The sequence below is a fragment of the Streptomyces albidicamelliae genome (genome assembly GCF_025642175.1).
Lineage (GTDB): Bacteria > Actinomycetota > Actinomycetes > Streptomycetales > Streptomycetaceae > Streptomyces > Streptomyces albidocamelliae.
The window spans coordinates 3,780,662-3,802,852 of sequence record NZ_CP106795.1; the positions used below are offsets into that span (position 1 = coordinate 3,780,662).

Below are 22,191 nucleotides of genomic sequence, written 5' to 3' on the forward strand. Positions count from 1 at the left end.
GGGCTATATCCAGTCGTCGGGCTCGGGCTCGTCCGCCGGCTCGGGCCAGTGGTCCTCCGGGTCCCCGGCGCCCGAGAGGGCCGGTCCGGTGGCCGGGGCCGCACCGTTCAGGGAGGCCAGCACCTCGAGGACACCCTCCCCGTAGGTGGCGAGCTTCTTCTCGCCGACGCCGTTCACCGTGCCCAGCTCGCGCACCGAGCCGGGCCTGCGGGAGACGATCTCGCGCAGGGTGGCGTCGTGGAAGATGACGTACGCCGGGACGCCCTGCTCCCGCGCCTGCTCGGCCCGCCAGGCACGCAGGGCCTCGAAGGCGGGGAGGAGCTCCTCGGGCAGCTCGGCGACGGCCTTGGCCTTGCGGTCGCCGCCGGAGCCGCCGCCCGACCGGGACCGCGATCCGGCCGGCTTCTCGGGCTCCTTGCGCAGCGGCACCTCCCGCTCCCGCCGCAGCACCGAGCCGCTGTTCTCAGTGAGCACCAGCGTGCCGTACTCCCCCTCGACCGCGAGCAGGCCCTGGGCGAGCAGCTGGCGGACGACGCCCCGCCACTCGCCCTCGGCGAGGTCCTGCCCGATGCCGAAGACGGACAGCTGGTCGTGGTCGAACTGGATCACCTTGGCCGTGCGCTTGCCGAGCAGGATGTCGACGATCTGCATCGCGCCGAACTTCTGCCCGCGCTCGCGCTGCAGCCGTACCACCGTCGACAGCACTTTCTGCGCGGCGACCGTGCCGTCCCAGGTCTGGGGCGGGGTGATGCAGGTGTCGCAGTTGCCGCAGGCCGGCCCGTCCGGGTCCTGGCCGAAGTAGGCGAGCAGCTGGCCGCGACGGCACCGGGCCGTCTCGCACAGCGCGAGCATGGCGTCGAGGTGGGAGGCGGCCCGGCGGCGGAACGCCTCGTCGCCCTCGCCGGACTGGATCAGCTTGCGCTGCTGGATGACGTCGTTCAGGCCGTACGCCATCCAGGCCGTGGACGGCAGACCGTCACGCCCCGCACGGCCGGTCTCCTGGTAGTAGCCCTCGATGGACTTGGGCAGGTCCAGGTGGGCGACGAAGCGGACGTCCGGCTTGTCGATGCCCATGCCGAAGGCGATGGTCGCGACGACGACCAGGCCGTCCTCGCGCAGGAACCGGGACTGGTGCTCGGCGCGCGTGGCCGCGTCCAGGCCCGCGTGGTACGGCACCGCGTCGATGCCGTTGGCGGTCAGGAACTCCGCCGTGCGCTCCACCGAATTGCGGGAGAGGCAGTAGACGATGCCGGCGTCGCCCGGGTGCTCCTCGCGGAGGAAGGCGAGCAACTGCTTCCTCGGGTCGGCCTTGGGCACGATCCGGTACTGGATGTTGGGCCGGTCGAAGCTGGCGACGAAGTGGCGGGCCGCCGGCAGGTGCAGCCGCTGGGTGATCTCCTCGTGGGTGGCGTGCGTGGCCGTGGCGGTCAGCGCGATCCGCGGAACGTCCGGCCAGCGCTCGCCGAGGAGGGACAGGGTGAGGTAGTCGGGGCGGAAGTCGTGGCCCCACTGGGACACGCAGTGCGCCTCGTCGATCGCGAAGACCGAGATCTTGCCGCGGGACAGCAGGTCGAGCGTGGTGTCCAGGCGCAGCCGCTCCGGCGCCAGATACAGCAGGTCCAGCTCGCCGGCCAGGAACTCGGCCTCGACCATGCGCCGCTCGTCGAAGTCCTGGGTGGAGTTCACGAAGCCGGCCCGCACGCCGAGGGCGCGCAGGGCGTCGACCTGGTCCTGCATCAGGGCGATCAGCGGTGAGACCACCACGCCGGTGCCGGGCCGGACCAGGGCGGGGATCTGGTAGCAGAGGGACTTCCCGCCGCCGGTGGGCATGAGGACGACGGCGTCGCCGCCCGCCACCACGTGCTCGATGATCCCCTGCTGCTCGCCCCGGAAGGCCTCGTATCCGAAGACGCGGTGCAGTGTGGCCAGCGCCTCGCTGTCGGCCGCGCCCGGCCCTTCGGTCACCCTTGGCATCTCGCTGATTCCGCCCGTCGCGCCCATCGTCCTGTCCCCCGCCGGTCCCCCGTGTGTGCCGTCCGTCGACCACTGCGTCCACCATAGGCGCCTGCGCCGACAGTGCCGGACGGTTGTCCACAGGCCTGGTGTGCTTGTCGTACCGCACCGGGGGGACGGTCGTCCGGCGGAACGCGGCTGACGTGCGACGGCCCCGGTTCCCCTCCCGAGCGGGAACCGGGGCCGTACGACCTGCCGTGCGCGTCAGCGCACGAAGACTCCCGCCTGGCTCGCCAGGTTCAGGAAGTACTGCGGCGCGACGCCGAGCACCAGCGTCACCGCCACGCCCACGCCGATCGCGGCCATGGTCAGCGGTGAGGGGACGGCCACGGTCGGGCCCTCCGGCCTGGGCTCGCTGAAGAACATGAGCACGATCACACGGATGTAGAAGAACGCGGCGATCGCCGAGGAGATCACACCGATGACGACCAGCGGGGCCGCGCCGCCCTCCGCCGCCGCCTTGAACACGGCGAACTTCCCGGCGAAGCCGGAGGTCAGCGGGATACCGGCGAAGGCCAGCAGGAACACCGCGAACACGGCCGCCACCAGCGGCGACCGGCGTCCGAGTCCCGCCCACTTCGACAGGTGGGTCGCCTCTCCGCCCGCGTCGCGCACCAGCGTGACCACGGCGAACGCGCCGATCGTCACGAAGGAGTACGCGGCCAGGTAGAAGAGGACGGAGGAGACGCCGTCCTTCGACGTGGCGATGACGCCCGCGAGGATGAATCCGGCGTGCGCGATGGACGAGTACGCCAGCAGCCGCTTGATGTCGGTCTGCGTGATGGCGACGATCGCACCGCCCAGCATGGTGATGACCGCCACCGCCCACATGACCGGCCGCCAGTCCCAGCGCAGGCCGGGCAGGACGACGTACAGCAGGCGCAGCAGCGCGCCGAACGCGGCGACCTTGGTGGCCGCCGCCATGAAGCCGGTGACCGGGGTGGGGGCGCCCTGGTAGACGTCGGGCGTCCACATGTGGAACGGCACCGCGCCGACCTTGAAGAGCAGGCCCATCACGACCAGGGCGGTGCCGATGAGCAGCAGTACGTCGTTGCCCATGGTGCCGGCGAGCGCCGGGTCGACGTCGGCGGCGGTGCCGTCGACGACCTGCGCGATGCGCGCGTACGACACGGAGCCCGCGTAGCCGTACAGCATGGCGATGCCGAACAGCGTGAACGCGGAGGCGAACGCGCCGAGCAGGAAGTACTTGACCGCGGCCTCCTGCGACATGAGCCGCTTGCGGCGGGCGACCGCGCACAGGAGGTACAGCGGCAGGGAGAAGACCTCCAGGGCCACGAACAGCGTCAGCAGGTCGTTGGCCGAGGGGAACACCAGCATGCCCGCGATCGCGAAGAGCAGCAGCGGGAAGACCTCGGTGGTGGTGAACCCGGCCTTGACGGCGGCCTTCTCGCTGTCGCTGCCGGGCACGGACGCGGCCTGCGCGGCGAAGGAGTCGACCCGGTTGCCGTGGGCGGCCGGGTCGAGGCGGCGTTCGGCGAACGTGAACAGGCCGACCAGGCCGGCCAGCAGGATCGTGCCCTGCAGGAACAGGGACGGTCCGTCGACCGCGATCGCGCCCATGGCCGCGATGTGCGCCTTGGTGGTGCCGTATCCGTCGGCCGCGAGTGCCACGACCGCGGCGAACGCGGCGCACAGGGCGACGACGGACAAGAACACCTGCGCGTAGTAGCGGGACTTGCGCGGGACGAACGCCTCGACGAGCACGCCGACCAGCGCGGCGCCGACGACGATCAGGGTCGGCGACAGCTGTCCGTATTCGATCTTCGGCGCGTCGATCTTCGAGATCGGGTCGGCCGCGGTTGTCCACAGGCTGTGGACGGCTGCTGCGCTCACTTGGCCGCCTCCACCTCGGGCTTGGGGTCCTTCTTCTGGACGTCGGACATGGTCTGTTTGACCGCCGGATTGACGATGTCCGTGACGGGCTTCGGGTAGACGCCCAGGAAGATCAACATAACGATCAGCGGGGCGACGACCACGAGCTCACGCGCGCGGAGGTCGGGCATCGCCGAGACCTCGGGCTTCACCGGGCCGGTCATCGTCCGCTGGTAGAGGACGAGGGTGTAGAGCGCGGCGAGCACGATGCCGAAGGTGGCGATGATGCCGACGGCCGGGTAGCGCGTGAACGTGCCGACCAGGACGAGGAACTCGCTCACGAACGGTGCGAGGCCCGGCAGGGAGAGGGTGGCGAGACCACCGATCAGGAAGGTGCCGGCGAGCACCGGGGCGACCTTCTGCACACCGCCGTAGTCGGCGATGAGCCGCGAGCCGCGCCGGGAGATCAGGAAGCCGGCGACCAGCATCAACGCGGCCGTGGAGATGCCGTGGTTGACCATGTAGAGGGTGGCCCCGGACTGGCCCTGGCTGGTCATCGCGAAGATGCCCAGGACGATGAAGCCGAAGTGCGAGATCGACGCGTACGCCACCAGCCGCTTGATGTCCCGCTGGCCGACGGCGAGCAGTGCGCCGTAGACGATGCTGATGAGCGCGAGGACGAGGATCACGGGCGTCGCCCACTTGCTGGCCTCCGGGAAGAGCTGGAGGCAGAAGCGGAGCATCGCGAAGGTGCCCACCTTGTCGACGACCGCGGTGATGAGGACGGCGACCGGGGCGGTGGACTCCTGCATGGCGTTGGGCAGCCAGGTGTGCAGCGGCCACAGCGGCGCCTTCACCGCGAAGGCGAAGAAGAAGCCGAGGAACAGCCAGCGTTCGGTGCTCGTCGCCATGTGCAGCGAACCGTTGGCGCGGGCCTCGGCGATCTCCTGGAGGGAGAAGTTCCCGGCGACCACGTACAGGCCGATCACCGCGGCCAGCATGATCAGGCCGCCGACGAGGTTGTAGAGCAGGAACTTGACCGCCGCGTACGAACGCTGGGTGGCCGCCGTCTCCTCGCCGTGCTCGTGGGCACGGTCCCCGAAGCCGCCGATGAGGAAGTACATCGGGATGAGCATGGCTTCGAAGAAGATGTAGAAGACGAAGACGTCGGTGGCCGCGAAGGAGATGATCACCATCGCCTCGACGGCGAGGATCAGCGCGAAGAATCCCTGGGTGGGGCGCCACCGGCGGCTGCCGGTCTCCAGCGGGTCGGCGTCGTGCCAGCCGGCCAGGACGATGAACGGGATGAGCAGGGCGGTCAGCGCGATCAGCGCCACCGCGATGCCGTCCACGCCCACTTCGTAACGCACCCCGAAGTCCGCGATCCAGGGGTGGGACTCGGTGAGCTGGTAGCGGGCGCCGTCGGGGTCGAAGCGGACCAGGACTACGGCCGCCAGGGCGAGCGTCGCGAGCGAGACGACCAGCGCCAGCCATTTGGCGGCGGTGCGTTGTGCGGCCGGTACGGCGGCCGTGGCGACGGCCCCGAGCGCCGGGAGCGCCGCCGTCGCTGTCAGCAGAGGAAAGGACATCGGTATCAGACCGCCCTCATCAGCAGGGTCGCGGCGACCAGGAGTGCCGCACCGCCGAACATCGAGACCGCGTAGGAGCGGGCGAAGCCGTTCTGGAGCCGGCGCAGCCGTCCGGACAGGCCGCCGAAGCCGGCCGCCGTGCCGTTGACGACGCCGTCGACCAGGGTGTGGTCGACGTAGACCAGGGAGCGCGTGAGGTGCTCGCCGCCGCGCACCAGGACGACGTGGTTGAAGTCGTCCTGGAGCAGGTCGCGGCGGGCCGCGCGGGTGAGCAGCGAACCGCGCGGGGCGACGACCGGGACGGGCCTGCGGCCGTACTGGGCGTAGGCGATGCCGACGCCGACGACCAGGCAGACGATGGTCGCGCCGGTGACGGTGGTCGCGCTGAGCGGCGAGTCGCCCTCGCTGTGGCCGGTGACGGGCTCCAGCCAGTTCACGAAGCGGTCGCCGAGGTGGAAGAAGAAGCCTGCGAAGACCGATCCGACGGCCAGCACGATCATGGGGATCGTCATGACCTTGGGCGACTCGTGCGGGTGCGGCTCGGCGTGCTCGCCGTGGTGCTCGGCCGCGGGCTCGGCGCTCGGGGCCTCCGGGGAGCGGGTGGGCCGGTTGCGCCAGCGTTCCTCGCCGAAGAACGTCATCAGCATCACGCGCGTCATGTAGAAGGCGGTGATGGCGGCGCCCAGCAGGGCCACACCGCCGAGGATCCACCCCTGCGTGCCGCCCTTGGCGAAGGCGGCCTCGATGATCGCGTCCTTGGAGTAGAACCCGGACAGGAACGGGAAGCCGATGATGGCCAGGTAGCCGAGGCCGAAGGTGATGAAGGTGATCGGCATGTACTTGCGCAGGCCGCCGTACCTGCGCATGTCGACCTCGTCGTTCATGCCGTGCATGACGGAGCCGGCGCCGAGGAAGAGCCCGGCCTTGAAGAAGCCGTGCGTCACCAGGTGCATGATCGCGAAGACGTAGCCGATGGGGCCGAGGCCCGCGGCCAGCACCATGTAGCCGATCTGCGACATGGTCGAGCCGGCCAGCGCCTTCTTGATGTCGTCCTTGGCGCAACCGACGATCGCACCGAAGAGGAGCGTGACCGCGCCGACCACGGTGACGGTCAGCTGCGCGTCGGGTGCGGCGTTGAAGATGGCTCCGGAGCGGACGATCAGGTACACGCCCGCCGTCACCATCGTCGCGGCGTGGATGAGGGCCGAGACCGGGGTCGGGCCCTCCATGGCGTCCCCGAGCCAGGACTGCAGCGGCACCTGGGCCGACTTGCCGCAGGCGGCGAGCAGCAGCATCAGGCCGATGGCGGTGAGCCTGCCCTCGGAGGTGTCGCCGGTGTGGCTGAGGACCGGGCCGAAGGCGAAGCTGCCGAACGTCGTGAACATCAGCATGATCGCGATCGACAGGCCCATGTCGCCGACCCGGTTGACCAGGAAGGCCTTCTTGGCCGCCGTGGACGCGCTGGGCTTGTGCTGCCAGAAGCCGATCAGCAGGTACGAGGCGAGACCGACGCCCTCCCAGCCGACGTACAGCAGCAGGTAGTTGTCGGCGAGGACGAGCAGCAGCATCGCCGCGAGGAACAGGTTGAGGTAGCCGAAGAAGCGGCGGCGGCGCTCGTCGTGCTCCATGTACCCGACCGAGTACAGGTGGATGAGCGAGCCGACGCCGGTGATCAGCAGGACGAAGGTCATCGACAGCTGGTCGAGGCGGAAGGTGACGTCCGCCTGGAAGCTGCCGACCGAGATCCACGTCCACAGGTGCTGGGTCAGTGTGCGCTGCTCGGCGTCCTTGCCGAGCAGGTCGGCGAAGAGGATCAGGCCGACCACGAAGGAGGCGGTCGACATGACGGTGCCGAGCCAGTGGCCGACGCGGTCGAGTCGCCGGCCGCCGACCAGGAGGACGGCCGCTCCGAGCAGGGGCGCCGCGATGAGCAGCGCGATCAGGTTCTCCACGATTCTTCCGACCCCTTACAGCTTCATCAGGCTGGCGTCGTCGACCGAGGCCGAGTGGCGGGTGCGGAACAGCGACACGATGATCGCGAGGCCCACCACGACCTCCGCGGCGGCGACGACCATCGTGAAGAACGCGATGATCTGGCCGTCGAGGTTGCCGTGCATCCGGGAGAAGACGACGAACGCGAGGTTGCAGGCGTTCAGCATCAGCTCGATGCACATGAAGACCACGATGGCGTTGCGCCGGATCAGTACGCCCGTCGCGCCGATCGTGAACAGCAGGGCGGCGAGGTAGAGGTAGTTGACCGGGTTCACTTCGACGCCTCCTCGGACCTCTTGAACGTGGCCGGTTCGACCGCCCGGCGCTCCAGGCGCTCCTCCGCGCGCTGCTCCAGCGCCTTCAGGTCGTTGAGCGCCTCGGTGGACACGTCACGGATCTGGCCGCGCTCGCGCAGCGTCTTGCTGACGGTCAGCTCGGACGTGGTGCCGTCGGGCAGCAGGCCCGCGATGTCCACGGCGTTGTGCCGGGCGTAGACACCGGGGGCGGGCAGCGGCGGGATGTGCACGCCCTCGCGGATGCGCTGTTCGGCCAGCTCGCGCTGGGTCTTGGCGCGCTCGGTGCGTTCGCGGTGGGTGAGCACCATGGCGCCGACGGCGGCCGTGATCAGCAGGGCGCCGGTGATTTCGAAGGCGAACACGTATTTGGTGAAGATGAGGGCCGCGAGGCCTTCCACGTTGCCGTTGGCGTTCGCCCCGCCGATGCCGTCGAAGTCCTTCAGGGAGGCGTTCGCGATGCCGGCGAACAGCAGGACGCCGAAGCCGACCCCGCAGAGAAGGGCCAGCCAGCGCTGGCCCTTGATGGTCTCCTTGAGGGAGTCCGCGGCCGTGACGCCGACGAGCATCACCACGAACAGGAACAGCATCATGATCGCGCCGGTGTAGACGACGATCTGCACGATCCCCAGGAAGTAGGCGCCGTTGGCGAGGTAGAACACCGCCAGGACGATCATGGTGCCGGCCAGGCAGAGCGCGCTGTGCACGGCCTTCTTCATGAAGACGGTGCACAGGGCGCCGATCACCGCGACGGTGCCGAGGACCCAGAACTGGAATGCCTCACCGGTGGAGGTGGTGTAGGCGGCGAGCTGCGTCGCGTTCATCGGCCGATCACCTTCCCGGAGGCCGGCTCGTCCTCGCCGAAGGTGGACGCGGCCTCCTGCGGGACCTCTCCCTTGGAGAGGGCGACCTGCCGGACCGTACCGGGCGCGGCCTGCGTCACCAGGCCCCGGTAGTAGTCCTGTTCGTCCGTCCCCGGGAAGATCGAGTGGGGCGTGTCGACCATGCCCTCCTCGAGGCCGGCGAGCAGCTGCTCCTTGGTGTAGATGAGGTTCGCGCGGCTGGAGTCGGCCAGCTCGAACTCGTTGGTCATCGTCAGCGCGCGCGTGGGGCACGCCTCGATGCACAGCCCGCACAGGATGCAGCGGGCGTAGTTGATCTGGTAGACGCGGCCGTACCGCTCGCCCGGCGAGTAGCGCTCCTCGTCGGTGTTGTCCGCGCCCTCCACGTAGATGGCGTCGGCGGGGCAGGCCCAGGCGCACAGCTCGCAGCCGACGCACTTCTCCAGTCCGTCCGGATGGCGGTTGAGCTGGTGCCGTCCGTGGAACCGCGGAGCCGTGGTCTTCTTCTGCTCCGGGTACTGCTCGGTCAGCCGCTTCTTGAACATGGCCTTGAAGGTCACGCCGAAGCCGGCGACGGGGTTCTGGAAACCGGGCTTGGTCTCCTTGGGTTCCTCAGCCATCGGACGCCTCCTTTCCATCCGTAGGTCCGTCACTGACAGTGTCCGGCCCGCCACTGACAATCAGCTCGCGGTCACGGTGCGAGCGGCGCCTGGGCACCGGCGGCAGCTCCTGTCCGGGCAGCGGCGGGACGGGGAATCCGCCCGCCATCGGGTCGAAGCCGGCCTGCTGGGTGGCGGCCTCCTCGGCCGCCCTGCCCTTGTCGCGGAACATGTCGGCGACGAAGGAGATCAGCAGCAGGGCGAGGACACCGCCGCCGACGTAGAGGGCGATGTCGGCGAAGTCGTAGTTCTCGTTGCGCAGCGCGCGCACGGTCGCGACCAGCATCAGCCAGGTCACCGAGACCGGGATGAGCACCTTCCAGCCGAGCTTCATCAGCTGGTCGTAGCGGACGCGGGGCAGGGTGCCGCGCAGCCAGATGAAGAAGAACAGCAGCAGCTGGACCTTGACGACGAACCAGAGCAGCGGCCACCAGCCGTGGTTCGCGCCCTCCCAGAAGCTGCTGATCGGCCAGGGGGCGCGCCAGCCGCCGAGGAAGAGGGTGGTCGAGACGGCCGAGACCGTCACCATGTTCACGTACTCGGCGAGCATGAACATCGCGAACTTGATCGACGAGTACTCGGTGTTGAAGCCGCCGACGAGGTCGCCCTCGGACTCCGGCATGTCGAAGGGGGCGCGGTTGGTCTCGCCGACCATCGTGACGACGTAGAGGATGAAGGAGACCGGCAGCAGCAGGATGTACCAGCGGTCGTGCTGCTGCTCGACGATCGTGGACGTCGACATCGACCCCGAGTACAGGAACACGGAGGCGAACGCGGCGCCCATGGCGATCTCGTACGAGATCATCTGCGCGCAGGAGCGCAGGCCGCCGAGGAGCGGGTAGGTGGATCCGGAACTCCAACCCGCCAGCACGATGCCGTAGATGCCGACGGAGGCGACCGCGAGGATGTAGAGCATCGCGATCGGCAGGTCGGTGAGCTGCATCGTGGTGCGTGTGCCGAAGATCGAGATCTCGTTGTCGGCCGGCCCGAAGGGGATCACCGCGATCGCCATGAAGGCCGGGATGGCCGCGACGATCGGTGCGAGGACGTAGACGACCTTGTCCGCGCGCTTGACGATGATGTCTTCCTTGAGCATCAGCTTCACACCGTCGGCGAGCGACTGGAGCATGCCCCAGGGGCCGTGCCGGTTGGGGCCGATGCGCAGCTGCATCCAGGCGACGACCTTGCGTTCCCAGACGATGGAGAACAGCACGGTCACCATCTGGAAGGCGAAGCAGAAGACCGCCTTGACGAGGACCAGCCACCAGGGGTCGCGGCCGAACATCGAGAGGTCTTCAGCGGCGAGGTACGGGCTCATGCCTCCACCTCCTTGGGGGCCTCTTCGGCGACAGCCGCCGGGCCGATGCGGACGAGGGATCCGGGTTGTGCGCCGGTGCCGGACGCGACGCCCGCGTCGACGGAGTTCAGCGGGAGCCACACCACCCGGTCGGGCATCTCGGTGATCTGCACCGGGAGTCGGACCGTGCCTTCGGGACCGGTGACGGTGAGGGCCTCGCCCTCCGCGACGCCCGCCTCGGCGGCCGTCGCGGCCGACACGCGCGCGCGTGCGGCGTGCCGGGTTCCGGCGAGTGCCTCGTCGCCCTCCTGCAGGACACCGTGGTCGAGCAGCAGCCGGTGTCCGGCGAGGACCGCCTCGCCCGCGGCGGGGCGGGGCAGGACGCCCGCGGTCTCGAAGGGCGCGGTGGCGCGCGGGCCGCCCCAGGAGCCGAGCCGGTCGATCTCCGCGCGCGTGGTGCGCAGATCGGGCAGGCCCAGGTGGACGTCCATGGCGTCGGCCAGCATCTGCAGCACGCGCGCGTCGGTCGGCGCGAGGCGGCGGGTCATCTGGTCGGGCTTGAGCGCGGCCTCGAAGAAGCGCACCCTGCCCTCCCAGTTGAGGAAGGTGCCGGCCTTCTCGGCGACCGCCGCGACCGGCAGGACGACGTCGGCGTGTTCGGTGACCTCGCTGGGCCGCAGCTCCAGCGACACCAGGAAGCCGACGTCCGCGAGCGCGGCACGCGCGCGTGCCGGGTCGGGCAGGTCGGTGACCTCGACGCCGGCGACCACGAGTGCCGAGAGTTCGCCGTTCGCGGCGGCCTCGACGATCTGGTGGGTGTCGCGGCCGTAGCGGTGCGGGAGTTCGGCTAGCCCCCAGACCGCGGCGACCTCGTCCCGCGCGCGCGGGTCGGTGGCCGGGCGGCCGCCCGGCAGCAGCGACGGCAGCGCGCCCACCTCGACGGCGCCGCGTTCTCCGGCCCGGCGCGGGATCCACACCAGCTGGGCGCCGGTCGCGGTGGCCGCGCGTACGGCGGCGGTGAGGCCGCCCGCGACGGAGGAGAGCCGTTCGCCGACGACGATGACCGCGCCCTCGGCGCGCAGCGCCTCGGCGGCCATGGTGCCGGGCTCCTCCAGGCCGACGCCGCTCGCGAGGGCGTCCAGCCATTCGGTCTCGGTGCCCGGCGCGGCCGGCAGCAGGGTGCCGCCGGTCTTCTGCAGACCCCGGGTCGCGTGGGTGGCCAGCGAGAACACTTGCTGCTTGTGCTTGCGCCAGGCCTTGCGCAGCCGCAGGAAGACGCCGGGTGCCTCCTCCTCCGACTCGAAGCCGACGAGGAGGACGGCGGGCGCCTTCTCCAGGGCGGTGTACGTGACGCCGCTGCCGTCGAGGTCGCGGCCGCGGCCCGCCACGTGGGCCGCGAGGAAGTCGGCCTCCTCGCCGCTGTGCACGCGCGCGCGGAAGTCGATGTCGTTCGTGTCGAGTGCCACGCGCGCGAACTTGCTGTAGGCGTAGGCGTCCTCGACGGTCAGCCGGCCGCCGGTGAGGACGCCGGCCCGGGAGCGGGCGGCGGTCAGTCCGCGTGCGGCCGCCTCCAGCGCCTCGGGCCAGGAGGCGGGCTCCAGGACGCCGTCGGCGTTGCGGACCAGTGGGGTGTCGAGGCGGTCCCTCTGCTGCGCGTACCGGAACGCGAAGCGTCCCTTGTCGCAGATCCACTCCTCGTTGACCTCGGGGTCGTTGGCCGCGAGCCGTCGCATGACCTTGCCGCGCCGGTGGTCGGTGCGGGTGGCGCAGCCGCCCGAGCAGTGTTCGCAGACCGACGGCGAGGAGATGAGGTCGAAGGGGCGGGAGCGGAACCGGTAGGCCGCCGAGGTCAGGGCGCCGACCGGGCAGATCTGGATGGTGTTGCCGGAGAAGTACGACTCGAACGGGTCGCCCTCGCCGGTGCCGACCTGCTGGAGCGCGCCCCGCTCGACCAGTTCGATCATCGGGTCGCCGGCGACCTGGCTGGAGAAGCGGGTGCAGCGGGCGCACAGCACGCACCGCTCGCGGTCGAGGAGCACCTGGGTGGAGATCGGTACGGGCTTCTCGTAGGTGCGCTTCTTGCCCTCGAAGCGGGACTCGGCGTTGCCGTGGGACATGGCCTGGTTCTGCAGGGGGCACTCGCCGCCCTTGTCGCAGACCGGGCAGTCCAGCGGGTGGTTGATGAGGAGCAGTTCCATCACCCCGTGCTGGGCCTTCTCGGCGACCGGCGAGGTGAGGTGGGTCTTGACGACCATGCCGTCGGTGCACGTGATCGTGCAGGACGCCATGGGCTTGCGCTGCCCCTCGACCTCGACGATGCACTGGCGGCAGGCGCCGGCCGGGTCCAGCAGGGGGTGGTCGCAGAACCGCGGGATCTCGATGCCGAGCTGCTCGGCGGCCCGGATGACCAGGGTGCCCTTGGGCACGCTGATCTCGGCGCCGTCGATCGTCAGCGTGACGAGGTCCTCCGGCGGGACCGCCGCCTCTCCCCCTCCGGAGGGAGCACTGGTGGTCACGGTCATGCGTTCACCTCCGGGCGGTCCGCCCAGGCCGTCGACTTGGCCGGGTCGAAGGGGCAGCCCCGGCCCGTGATGTGCTGCTCGTACTCCTCGCGGAAGTACTTCAGCGAGGAGAAGATGGGTGAGGCCGCGCCGTCGCCGAGCGCGCAGAAGGACTTGCCGTTGATGTTGTCGGCGATGTCGTTCAGCTTGTCGAGGTCGGACATGACGCCCTTGCCGGCCTCGATGTCCCGCAGCAGCTGCACCAGCCAGTACGTGCCCTCACGGCAGGGGGTGCACTTGCCGCAGGACTCGTGGGCGTAGAACTCGGTCCAGCGGGTCACCGCCCGCACCACGCAGGTCGTCTCGTCGAAGCACTGCAGGGCCTTGGTGCCGAGCATGGATCCGGCGGCGCCGACGCCTTCGTAGTCGAGGGGGACGTCGAGGTGCTCGTCGGTGAACATCGGCGTCGAGGAACCGCCGGGCGTCCAGAACTTGAGGCGGTGCCCGGACCGCATGCCGCCGCTCATGTCGAGGAGCTGGCGGAGCGTGATGCCGAGCGGGGCCTCGTACTGGCCGGGGCTCGCGACGTGGCCGCTGAGCGAGTAGAGGGTGAAGCCGGGGGACTTCTCGCTGCCCATCGACCTGAACCAGTCTTTCCCGTTTTTCAGGATGGCGGGAACCGACGCGATCGACTCGACGTTGTTCACAACAGTCGGGCAGGCATAGAGCCCTTCGACGGCTGGGAAGGGGGGACGGAGCCGCGGTTGACCACGGCGGCCTTCGAGCGAGTCGAGCAGTGCGGTCTCCTCACCGCAGATGTACGCGCCCGCGCCCGCGTGCACGGTGAGTTCGAGGTCGAGTCCGCTGCCCAGGATGTTCTCGCCGAGGTAGCCGGCCGCGTAGGCCTCGCGCACGGCCTCGTGCAACCGCCGCAGAACGGGGACGACTTCACCACGCAGATAGATGAAGGCATGCGACGACCTGATGGCGTAACACGCGATCACGATGCCCTCGATGAGGCTGTGCGGGTTCGCGAAGAGGAGCGGGATGTCCTTGCACGTCCCGGGTTCCGATTCGTCGGCGTTGACAACTAGATAGTGCGGTTTTCCATCACCCTGCGGAATGAACTGCCATTTCATTCCGGTCGGGAATCCCGCGCCGCCGCGGCCTCGCAGCCCGGAGTCCTTGACGTACGCGATCAGGTCGTCCGGTGACATGGCGAGTGCCTTGCGGAGCCCCTCGTACCCCTCGTGCCTCCGGTAGACGTCCAGGCTCCAGGCCCGGTCCTCGTCCCAGAAGGCCGACAGCACGGGTGCGAGCAGCTTCTCCGGGCTCGTGTCCTTGACCTCGGGTACCACGGTCATCACTCCCCCTCCTCGGCGGTAGGCCCTGCCGGGTGGGCGGGGTCGGAGGCCGATGTGTCCTGCGGCGCGTCATGGGAGCTGAGGTGCTCGGCCGGCGACGGCTGGTGCACCCTGTCCTGCGGATCCCCATGCGGACCTCCGCGCGGATGGACCACGCGCGCGGGTGCGGCCTCTCCCCTTGCCAGGCGAAGGCCCACCAGCGAAGCGGGTCCCGCACTGCCGCCCTCCTCGACGGCCCCGGGCCGCTCGTCGGGGAAGCCGGCCAGGATTCGCGCGGTCTCCTTGAAGGTGCACAGCCGCGCCCCGCGCGTGGGCTGCACGGGGCGGCCCGCCCGCAGGTCGTCGACCAGGTGCTTGGCGCTGCCCGGCGTCTGGTTGTCGAAGAACTCCCAGTTGACCATCACGACCGGTGCGAAGTCGCAGGCCGCGTTGCACTCGATGTGCTCCAGGGTGACCTTGCCGTCGTCGGTGGTCTCGCCGTTGCCGACGCCCAGGTGCTCCTGCAGGGTCTCGAAGATCGCGTCGCCGCCCATCACCGCGCACAGCGTGTTGGTGCAGACGCCGACCTGGTAGTCACCGGAGGGCTTGCGCCGGTACATGGTGTAGAAGGTGGCGACGGCGGTGACCTCGGCCGTGGTCAGGTCCAGCATGTCCGCGCAGAACTGCATTCCGGTGCGCGTGACGTGGCCCTCCTCGGACTGCACGAGGTGGAGCAGCGGCAGCAGGGCGGACCGGGAGTCGGGGTAGCGCGCGATCACGTCGCGTGCGTCCGTCTCCAGCTGGGCCCGGACGTCGTCCGGGTACGCGGGGGCGGGCAGTTGGGGCATGCCCAGGCTGACGCCCCGCTCCGAAGAAGAGGTGGTCACCGGTCGACGCCTCCCATCACGGGGTCGATGGACGCGACGGCGACGATGACGTCGGCGACCTGGCCGCCCTCGCACATCGCCGCCATGGCCTGCAGGTTGGTGAAGGACGGGTCACGGAAGTGGACCCGGTAGGGGCGGGTGCCTCCGTCGGAGACGGCGTGCACCCCGAGCTCGCCCTTGGGCGACTCGACGGCCGCGTACGCCTGTCCCGGCGGCACGCGGAAGCCCTCGGTGACCAGCTTGAAGTGGTGGATCAGGGCCTCCATGGAGGTGCCCATGATCTTCTTGATGTGGTCGAGGGAGTTGCCGAGCCCGTCGGGTCCCAGGGCGAGCTGGGCGGGCCAGGCGATCTTCTTGTCGGCGACCATGACCGGTCCGGGCTGGAGCCGGTCCAGGCACTGCTCGATGATCCGCAGCGACTGGCGCATCTCCTCCAGGCGGATCAGGAAGCGGCCGTAGGAGTCGCAGCTGTCGGCGGTCGGGACGTCGAAGTCGTACGTCTCGTAGCCGCAGTACGGCTGGGCCTTGCGCAGGTCGTGCGGCAGGCCGGTGGAGCGCAGGATCGGGCCCGTCGCGCCGAGGGCCATGCAGCCGGCCAGGTCGAGGTGGCCGACGTCCTGCATGCGGGCCTTGAAGATGGGGTTCCCGGTGGCGAGCTTGTCGTACTCCGGGAGGTTCTTCTTCATCTTCTTCACGAACTCGCGGATCTGGTCCACCGCGCCGGGCGGCAGGTCCTGGGCGAGTCCGCCGGGGCGGATGTACGCGTGGTTCATCCGCAGGCCCGTGATGAGCTCGTAGAGGTCGAGAATCATTTCACGATCGCGGAAGCCGTAGATCATGATCGTGGTGGCGCCCAGTTCCATGCCGCCGGTGGCGATGCACACCAGGTGGGAGGACATCCGGTTCAGCTCCATCAGGAGCACCCGGATGAGCGTGGCGCGGTCGGTGACCTGGTCCTCGATGCCGAGGAGCTTCTCGACGGCGAGGCAGTAGGCGGTCTCGTTGAAGAAGGACGTCAGGTAGTCCATGCGCGTGACGAAGGTGGTGCCCTGCGTCCACGTGCGGAACTCGAGGTTCTTCTCGATGCCGGTGTGGAGGTAGCCGATGCCGCAGCGGGCCTCGGTGACGGTCTCGCCCTCGATCTCAAGGATCAGGCGGAGCACCCCATGGGTGGACGGGTGCTGGGGACCCATGTTGACGACGATGCGTTCGTCGTCGGCGCGCGCCGCGGACTGGACGACCTCGTCCCAGTCGCCACCGGTGACCGTATATACGGTGCCCTCGGTGGTCTCGCGCGCCTCGGCGGCCGAAGCGCCGGATGCTGACTGCGTGCTCACGAGTACGACCTCCGCTGGTCCGGAGCCGGGATCTGGGCGCCCTTGTACTCGACGGGGATGCCGCCGAGGGGGTAGTCCTTGCGCTGCGGGTGGCCCTGCCAGTCGTCCGGCATCATGATCCGCGTCAGGGCCGGGTGGCCGTCGAAGACGATTCCGAAGAAGTCGTAGGTCTCGCGCTCGTGCCAGTCGTTGGTCGGGTAGACGGAGACCAGGGACGGGATGCGCGGGTCGCTGTCGGGGGCGCTGACTTCCAGGCGGACGAGCCGGTTGTGGGTGATCGAGCGCAGGTGGTAGACGGCGTGCAGCTCGCGGCCCTTGTCCTCGGGGTAGTGGACGCCGCTGACCCCGGTGCACAGCTCGAAGCGCAGGGCCGGGTCGTCGCGCAGGGTGTGAGCGACGCGGACCAGGTGCTCACGCTCGATGTGGAAGGTCAGCTCGTCCCGGTCGACGACCGTCTTCTCGATGGCGTTGCCGGGGAGGAGTCCCTGCTCCTCCAGGGCGCCCTCGAGTTCGTCGGCGACCTCGTCGAACCAGCCGCCGTAGGGGCGGCTCGCCGGTCCGGGGAGCCGGACCGAGCGCACCAGGCCGCCGTAGCCGGAGGTGTCGCCGCCGTTGTTGGCGCCGAACATGCCGCGCTGGACGCGGATCTCCTCGCCGCCCTGGCCGCGCTGGCCGGGGAGGTTGGAGGCGGCGAGGTCCTTCTCGGGGTTCACCCCGTTCGCGCCGTTGGTGCCGTTCGCGTCGCTCACCGCAGCAGCCCCTTCATCTCGATCGTGGGCAGGGCCTTGAGCGCCGCCTCCTCCGCCTCGCGGGCCGCTTCCTCGGCGTTGACGCCGAGCTTGGAGGACTGGATCTTCTGGTGGAGCTTGAGGATCGCGTCCATCAGCATCTCGGGGCGCGGCGGGCAGCCGGGCAGGTAGATGTCGACCGGGACGATGTGGTCGACGCCCTGGACGATCGCGTAGTTGTTGAACATGCCGCCCGAGGAGGCGCAGACGCCCATGGAGATCACCCACTTCGGGCTGGGCATCTGGTCGTAGACCTGCCTCAGGACCGGCGCCATCTTCTGGCTGACCCGGCCGGCCACGATCATCAGGTCGGCCTGGCGCGGCGAGCCGCGGAAGACCTCCATGCCGAAGCGGGCCAGGTCGTATCGGCCGGCGCCCGTGGTCATCATCTCGATGGCACAGCAGGCGAGGCCGAAGGTCGCCGGGAAGACGGACGCCTTGCGCACCCAGCCCGCGGCCTGCTCGACGGTGGTCAGCAGGAATCCGCTCGGCAGTTTTTCTTCGAGTCCCATGTCAAAAGGCCCCTCAGTCCCATTCCAGGCCGCCGCGCCGCCATACGTACGCGTACGCCACGAAGACGGTGAGCACGAAGAGCAGCATCTCCACGAGCCCGAAGATCCCCAGGGCGTCGAAGGTGACGGCCCAGGGGTAGAGGAAGACGATCTCGATGTCGAAGACGATGAAGAGCATCGCCGTCAGGTAGTACTTGATGGGGAAGCGCCCGCCGCCGGCCGGCGTGGGGGTCGGCTCGATACCGCACTCGTAGGCCTCGAGCTTGGCGCGGTTGTACCGCTTCGGACCGATCAGCGTGGCCATGACCACGGAGAAGATCGCAAAGCCTGCCCCGAGGGCTCCCAGTACGAGGATGGGCGCATACGCGTTCACCGCTCCTCGCTCCTCTCAGTCGGCGCTGACTGCTGGCGGTTGCACTGGGCTCACTTCCGCCTCACCGGTCCCACGAACCCCGCTCGTCCCGGCGAAGATCGAGAACATGTGAAGCAGGTCACAAGCCCAACTGCCTCGCATCTTATGCCCGCCGCTCTGTGATCTGCGACACGGGGTATTCCACAAGCTTTGTGATCTCCACCACCTGACGAAGGATCATGAAGTCGGATGATGAGTGATCTTCATACGCGAAGCGTTCAGTTGATCACCAGAAGTGACATTTTTGTGCGTCGTCGCAGGCCGGAGGGGGCGTCTCCATATCAAGAGACTTCCGCTGCATGCAAATTGGTGCTGGAGGGGAGGGCCTGATAGTGGATCGCGTTCACACATCAGAGGGAGGCCGGGGGTGCGATGTGGACGCTGCCGCCACACCGTCTCGGCGCGTGCATGCGTTCACGAGCTCCACGCGCGGCGGACGCAGCCCTTCCGGTGGCCGTTCCGTGACCTCCGCCACATCGATGAGAGATCCCTGAGAACCGGGCTTGGCCAACCACTCCAACCGGTGGTAGGCGCGGGGCAATTCGGACTTAATGATCAAAGACCGTGATCAAGGGCTTGATCACAGGCGTCCGCAATGTCCGTTACGGCGTCAATAAAGAGCGACACGCCCGGGATTCGGGGCTTCCGTTGAGCAATTGTGGCGCACCACACGTTTCTTGAAGATATGAAGGAGCCCCTGGTACCGGTTGTTCCCATGTCCCACACCGCTCACATACGCAGCCACCGGAAGCCCCGCCGCAGCGCGTCCACCCTCGCGATGCGGGCCGGAGTTGCCGGTGGCGTCCTCGGCACCCTGGCAGTCGCCGGGGCAGCCGGTTCGGCGAACGCAGCCGAGCCGGTGACGCAGACCCTCGAACTGCCCACCCTGACGGCGGACCTGGCCGCCCAGGCCGCGCAGTCCGCGGACGCGACCCAGCAGGCCGCCGCTAACTACCAGCTGCAGGCCGAGCGCGACGCGGCCGCCGCAAAGGCCGCCAAGCAGGCCAAGTCGGACCTCGCCGAGGCCAAGCAGAAGGCGGCCGCGGCCAAGAAGAAGGCCGAGGAGGCCGCTCGCAAGGAGGCCGCCGCCCGCGCCTCCCGCAACGCCGAGCGCACCACGCTCTCCACCACGGCGGACGCCGGCTCGACCTCCACGTCCACGTCCACCGGCACGTCCACGGCCACCGGTTCGGCCGCCGCGGTCATCAGCTTCGTCAAGGCGCAGGTCGGCAAGGCGTACGTGTCCGGTGCCACCGGTCCCTCCGCCTACGACTGCTCCGGCCTGGTGCAGACGGCCTTCAAGCAGGTCGGCATCAGCCTGCCGCGTGTCTCGCAGGACCAGTCGACGGCCGGCACCCAGGTCTCGCTGAGCAACCTGCAGCCGGGTGACATCCTCTACTGGGGCAGCGCGGGCAGCGCGTACCACGTGGCGGTGTACGTCGGCGACGGCATGTTCGTCGGCGCGCAGAACCCCTCCACCGGCGTCGCGGAGAAGCCGCTGTCGTACGACCCGCCCACCGGGGCCGTGCGGGTGCTCTGACCGCACCAGGCGCCTCTCACGCGCACAGGGCCGCAGCCGCTCGGGGGCAGCGGCCCTTGCGTCGTTCCCACGGCGCTCGCACCAGCGTCCCGTACAGGGACGACTGCCGTGACGGAGGCGGTGTCCGGCATGTCGGACACCTCGTCAACCGGTCCGGCCGGCCGGGCGGGTGAGACCTGACCCGCCGACAGGCGAGCGGTCCGGCGGAAATAGGGCGCATCACCGCAAACGGCGGCCCGGCGGACACCTCGTCCCGCCGGGCCGCCGACGCGGCTTCTCTCAGCTCTTTCTCTACGCGCTTTCCCTCGGCGCTTCACCCGTGCCCGCCGGGCGCCTCTCGGCGCCCCGCAGGGCGCCCTCTCAGGCCTTCGGGGCCACCTTGCTCAGGCCGTTGATGATGCGGTCCATCGCGTCGCCGCCCGTGGGGTCGGTGAGGTTGGCGAGCAGCTTCAGGGTGAACTTCATCAGCACCGGGTGGGTCAGGCCGCGCTGGGTGGCGATCTGCATGACCTTCGGGTTGCCGATGAGCTTCACGAAGGCGCGGCCCAGGTTGTAGTAGCCGCCGTAGGTGTCGCTGAGGACGCGCGGGTAGCGCTGGAGGGCGATCTCGCGCTGGGCGGGCGTGGCCCGCGCGTGGGCCTGCACGATGACGTCGGCGGCGAGCTGGCCGGACTCCATGGCATAGGCGATGCCCTCGCCGTTGAAGGGGTTCACCAGGCCGCCGGCGTCACCGACGAGGAGCAGGCCCTTGGTGTAGTGCGGCTTGCGGTTGAAGGCCATGGGGAGGGCGGCGCCGCGGATGGGGCCGGTCATGTTCTCCGGGGTGTAGCCCCAGTCCTCCGGCATGGAGGCGCACCAGGCCTTGAGGATCTCGCGCCAGTCCAGCTCCTTGAAGGATGCGGACGTGTTGAGGACGCCGAGGCCGACGTTGGAGGTGCCGTCGCCCATGCCGAAGATCCAGCCGTAGCCGGGCAGCAGGCGGTCCTGGGCGCCGCGCCGGTCCCACAGCTCCAGCCAGGACTCCAGGTAGTCGTCGTCGTGGCGGGGCGAGGTGAAGTACGTGCGCACCGCGACGCCCATGGGGCGGTCCTCGCGGCGGTGCAGGCCCATGGCGAGGGACAGGCGGGTGGAGTTGCCGTCGGCGGCTACGACGAGCGGCGCGCGGAAGGTGACCTCGCGCTTCTCCTCGCCGAGTTTGGCGGTCACACCGGTGATGCGGCCGGTGCGGTCGTCGACGACGGGCCCGGAGACGTTGCAGCGCTCGTAGAGGCGGGCGCCGGCCTTCTGGGCGTTGCGGGCGAGCTGCTCGTCGAAGTCGTCGCGCTTGCGGACGAGGCCGTAGTTCGGGAAGGAGGCGAGATCCGGCCAGTCCAGCTGGAGGCGGCTGCCGCCGCCGATGATGCGCAGGCCCTTGTTGCGCAGCCAGCCGGCCTCCTCGGAGATGTCGATGCCCATGGCGACGAGCTGCTTGACCGCGCGCGGGGTGAGGCCGTCGCCGCAGACCTTCTCGCGCGGGAACTCGGTCTTCTCCAGGAGCAGTACGTCGAGACCGGCCTTGGCGAGGTGGTACGCGGTCGTGGAGCCGGCTGGCCCCGCGCCCACGACGATCACATCGGCGGTGTTTTCGGAGAGGGGCTCGGTCACGGCGGGATCTCCCCAAGGTTCTGAAATCTGTGTGCCGACCGGCACTGGACATGGGCAGTCTATTCAGCAGAATTGATCACCCGGCTGAAGGGCTGCCCTGTGAACCGACCTCTCCCCGCGGTACGGCTGCGCGTCCCCACGCACGAGGACGCGGTCGCCTGGCACCGGATCTTCGCCGACCCCGAGGTCATGGAGTTCTACGGCGGCAGGCCCGCGGCGCTCTCGGTCTACGAGGAACTCACCGCGCGCCAGCGGCGGCACGACGCGGAGCTCGGCTTCTGCCTGTGGACGCTGCTGGACGAGTCCGGGGACGTCATCGGCTTCACCGGAGCCCAGCCGTGGCGGCCCGACTGGGGCCCGGTCGGCGAGACGGAGATCGGCTGGCGGCTCGGCCGCGCGTACTGGGGCCGGGGATACGTCACCGCGGCGGCGCGGGAGACCCTCGCGCGGGTGCGGGCGGCCGGGGTGCCCGGGGTGGTGGCCATGGTGCGGACGGGCAACGAGCGGTCGATCGCGGTGACCCGCCGGCTCGGCATGGAGCCCGCGGAGACCTATGAGCACCCCACGCTGAACGAGCCCGCGCTCTGCTTCCGACTCCCCCTGGGTCACGCACAGTAGTCGTCTGTTACAGAAAGACACCGGCGCCTTCCGGGTGGGGCGCCCGGGAGTTACCCTGCCAGTACCGCTGGGGGTGACATCTGTGCGCATA

Annotated in this window: 18 protein-coding genes; 2 read left to right on the forward strand and 16 right to left on the reverse strand. The window is 69.7% G+C overall.

Annotation, left to right across the window (positions count from 1 at the left end):
* Nucleotides 1-3: 3 nt before the first annotated feature.
* The 15 genes from recQ to N8I86_RS17480 form a co-directional block, all read right to left on the reverse strand.
* Complete coding sequence (gene recQ / locus N8I86_RS17410) at nucleotides 4-2,001, reverse strand: DNA helicase RecQ (protein ID WP_263278176.1); 1,998 nt, start codon at nucleotides 1,999-2,001, stop codon at nucleotides 4-6.
* 216 nt (nucleotides 2,002-2,217) lie between these two features.
* Entirely contained in the window at nucleotides 2,218-3,867 is a 1,650-nt protein-coding gene (gene nuoN, locus N8I86_RS17415; RefSeq protein ID WP_073901866.1) for an NADH-quinone oxidoreductase subunit NuoN, read from the reverse strand.
* Nucleotides 3,864-5,435, reverse strand: coding sequence for an NADH-quinone oxidoreductase subunit M (locus N8I86_RS17420; protein WP_263278177.1), 1,572 nt, complete (start codon nucleotides 5,433-5,435; stop codon nucleotides 3,864-3,866). Before N8I86_RS17420 ends, nuoN begins: the two co-directional genes overlap by 4 nt.
* Before the next feature lie 5 nt (nucleotides 5,436-5,440).
* Nucleotides 5,441-7,387, reverse strand: a complete 1,947-nt coding sequence (gene nuoL, locus N8I86_RS17425; RefSeq protein WP_263278178.1) for an NADH-quinone oxidoreductase subunit L — start codon at nucleotides 7,385-7,387, stop codon at nucleotides 5,441-5,443.
* Between the two features lie 15 nt (nucleotides 7,388-7,402).
* Nucleotides 7,403-7,702: an NADH-quinone oxidoreductase subunit NuoK gene (gene nuoK, locus N8I86_RS17430; RefSeq protein ID WP_073901863.1), complete on the reverse strand. Its 300-nt coding sequence runs from the start codon at nucleotides 7,700-7,702 to the stop codon at nucleotides 7,403-7,405.
* Nucleotides 7,699-8,544, reverse strand: a complete 846-nt coding sequence (locus N8I86_RS17435; protein WP_123437564.1) for an NADH-quinone oxidoreductase subunit J — start codon at nucleotides 8,542-8,544, stop codon at nucleotides 7,699-7,701. The genes nuoK and N8I86_RS17435 overlap by 4 nt, the downstream gene beginning before the upstream one ends.
* A complete protein-coding gene (gene nuoI / locus N8I86_RS17440; protein ID WP_123437563.1) occupies nucleotides 8,541-9,182 on the reverse strand; it encodes an NADH-quinone oxidoreductase subunit NuoI in 642 nt (213 codons plus the stop codon). Before nuoI ends, N8I86_RS17435 begins: the two co-directional genes overlap by 4 nt.
* On the reverse strand, nucleotides 9,175-10,539 hold the full coding sequence (gene nuoH / locus N8I86_RS17445) for an NADH-quinone oxidoreductase subunit NuoH (protein WP_263278179.1): 1,365 nt from the start codon (nucleotides 10,537-10,539) through the stop codon (nucleotides 9,175-9,177). Before nuoH ends, nuoI begins: the two co-directional genes overlap by 8 nt.
* Nucleotides 10,536-13,040: an NADH-quinone oxidoreductase subunit G gene (locus N8I86_RS17450; protein WP_263278180.1), complete on the reverse strand. Its 2,505-nt coding sequence runs from the start codon at nucleotides 13,038-13,040 to the stop codon at nucleotides 10,536-10,538. The genes nuoH and N8I86_RS17450 overlap by 4 nt, the downstream gene beginning before the upstream one ends.
* Nucleotides 13,037-14,383 carry an NADH-quinone oxidoreductase subunit NuoF gene (gene nuoF, locus N8I86_RS17455; RefSeq protein WP_073901858.1) on the reverse strand — a complete coding sequence of 449 codons (1,347 nt, stop codon included), beginning with the start codon at nucleotides 14,381-14,383 and terminating at the stop codon, nucleotides 13,037-13,039. Before nuoF ends, N8I86_RS17450 begins: the two co-directional genes overlap by 4 nt.
* The gene (gene nuoE, locus N8I86_RS17460; protein ID WP_263278181.1) at nucleotides 14,383-15,249 is read right to left on the reverse strand and encodes an NADH-quinone oxidoreductase subunit NuoE; all 867 of its coding nucleotides are present in this window, start codon (nucleotides 15,247-15,249) and stop codon (nucleotides 14,383-14,385) included. The genes nuoF and nuoE overlap by 1 nt, the downstream gene beginning before the upstream one ends.
* Entirely contained in the window at nucleotides 15,246-16,586 is a 1,341-nt protein-coding gene (locus tag N8I86_RS17465; protein ID WP_073901856.1) for an NADH-quinone oxidoreductase subunit D, read from the reverse strand. The genes nuoE and N8I86_RS17465 overlap by 4 nt, the downstream gene beginning before the upstream one ends.
* Entirely contained in the window at nucleotides 16,583-17,335 is a 753-nt protein-coding gene (locus tag N8I86_RS17470) for an NADH-quinone oxidoreductase subunit C (protein ID WP_073901855.1), read from the reverse strand. Before N8I86_RS17470 ends, N8I86_RS17465 begins: the two co-directional genes overlap by 4 nt.
* A complete protein-coding gene (locus N8I86_RS17475; RefSeq protein ID WP_030742960.1) occupies nucleotides 17,332-17,886 on the reverse strand; it encodes a NuoB/complex I 20 kDa subunit family protein in 555 nt (184 codons plus the stop codon). Before N8I86_RS17475 ends, N8I86_RS17470 begins: the two co-directional genes overlap by 4 nt.
* A gap of 13 nt (nucleotides 17,887-17,899) precedes the next feature.
* Nucleotides 17,900-18,259, reverse strand: coding sequence for an NADH-quinone oxidoreductase subunit A (locus N8I86_RS17480; protein ID WP_003992243.1), 360 nt, complete (start codon nucleotides 18,257-18,259; stop codon nucleotides 17,900-17,902).
* A gap of 754 nt (nucleotides 18,260-19,013) precedes the next feature.
* Here N8I86_RS17480 and N8I86_RS17485 point away from each other — a divergent pair.
* The gene (locus N8I86_RS17485) at nucleotides 19,014-19,838 is read left to right on the forward strand and encodes a C40 family peptidase (RefSeq protein ID WP_093476865.1); all 825 of its coding nucleotides are present in this window, start codon (nucleotides 19,014-19,016) and stop codon (nucleotides 19,836-19,838) included.
* A 360-nt stretch (nucleotides 19,839-20,198) separates the two neighbouring features.
* On the opposite strand, the gene N8I86_RS17490 is transcribed toward N8I86_RS17485, so the two are convergent.
* Complete coding sequence (locus tag N8I86_RS17490; RefSeq protein ID WP_107423877.1) at nucleotides 20,199-21,482, reverse strand: geranylgeranyl reductase family protein; 1,284 nt, start codon at nucleotides 21,480-21,482, stop codon at nucleotides 20,199-20,201.
* A 99-nt stretch (nucleotides 21,483-21,581) separates the two neighbouring features.
* Here N8I86_RS17490 and N8I86_RS17495 point away from each other — a divergent pair, with 99 nt between their 5' ends.
* On the forward strand, nucleotides 21,582-22,100 hold the full coding sequence (locus tag N8I86_RS17495; protein ID WP_263278183.1) for a GNAT family N-acetyltransferase: 519 nt from the start codon (nucleotides 21,582-21,584) through the stop codon (nucleotides 22,098-22,100).
* The last annotated feature ends 91 nt before the right edge of the window (nucleotides 22,101-22,191 follow it).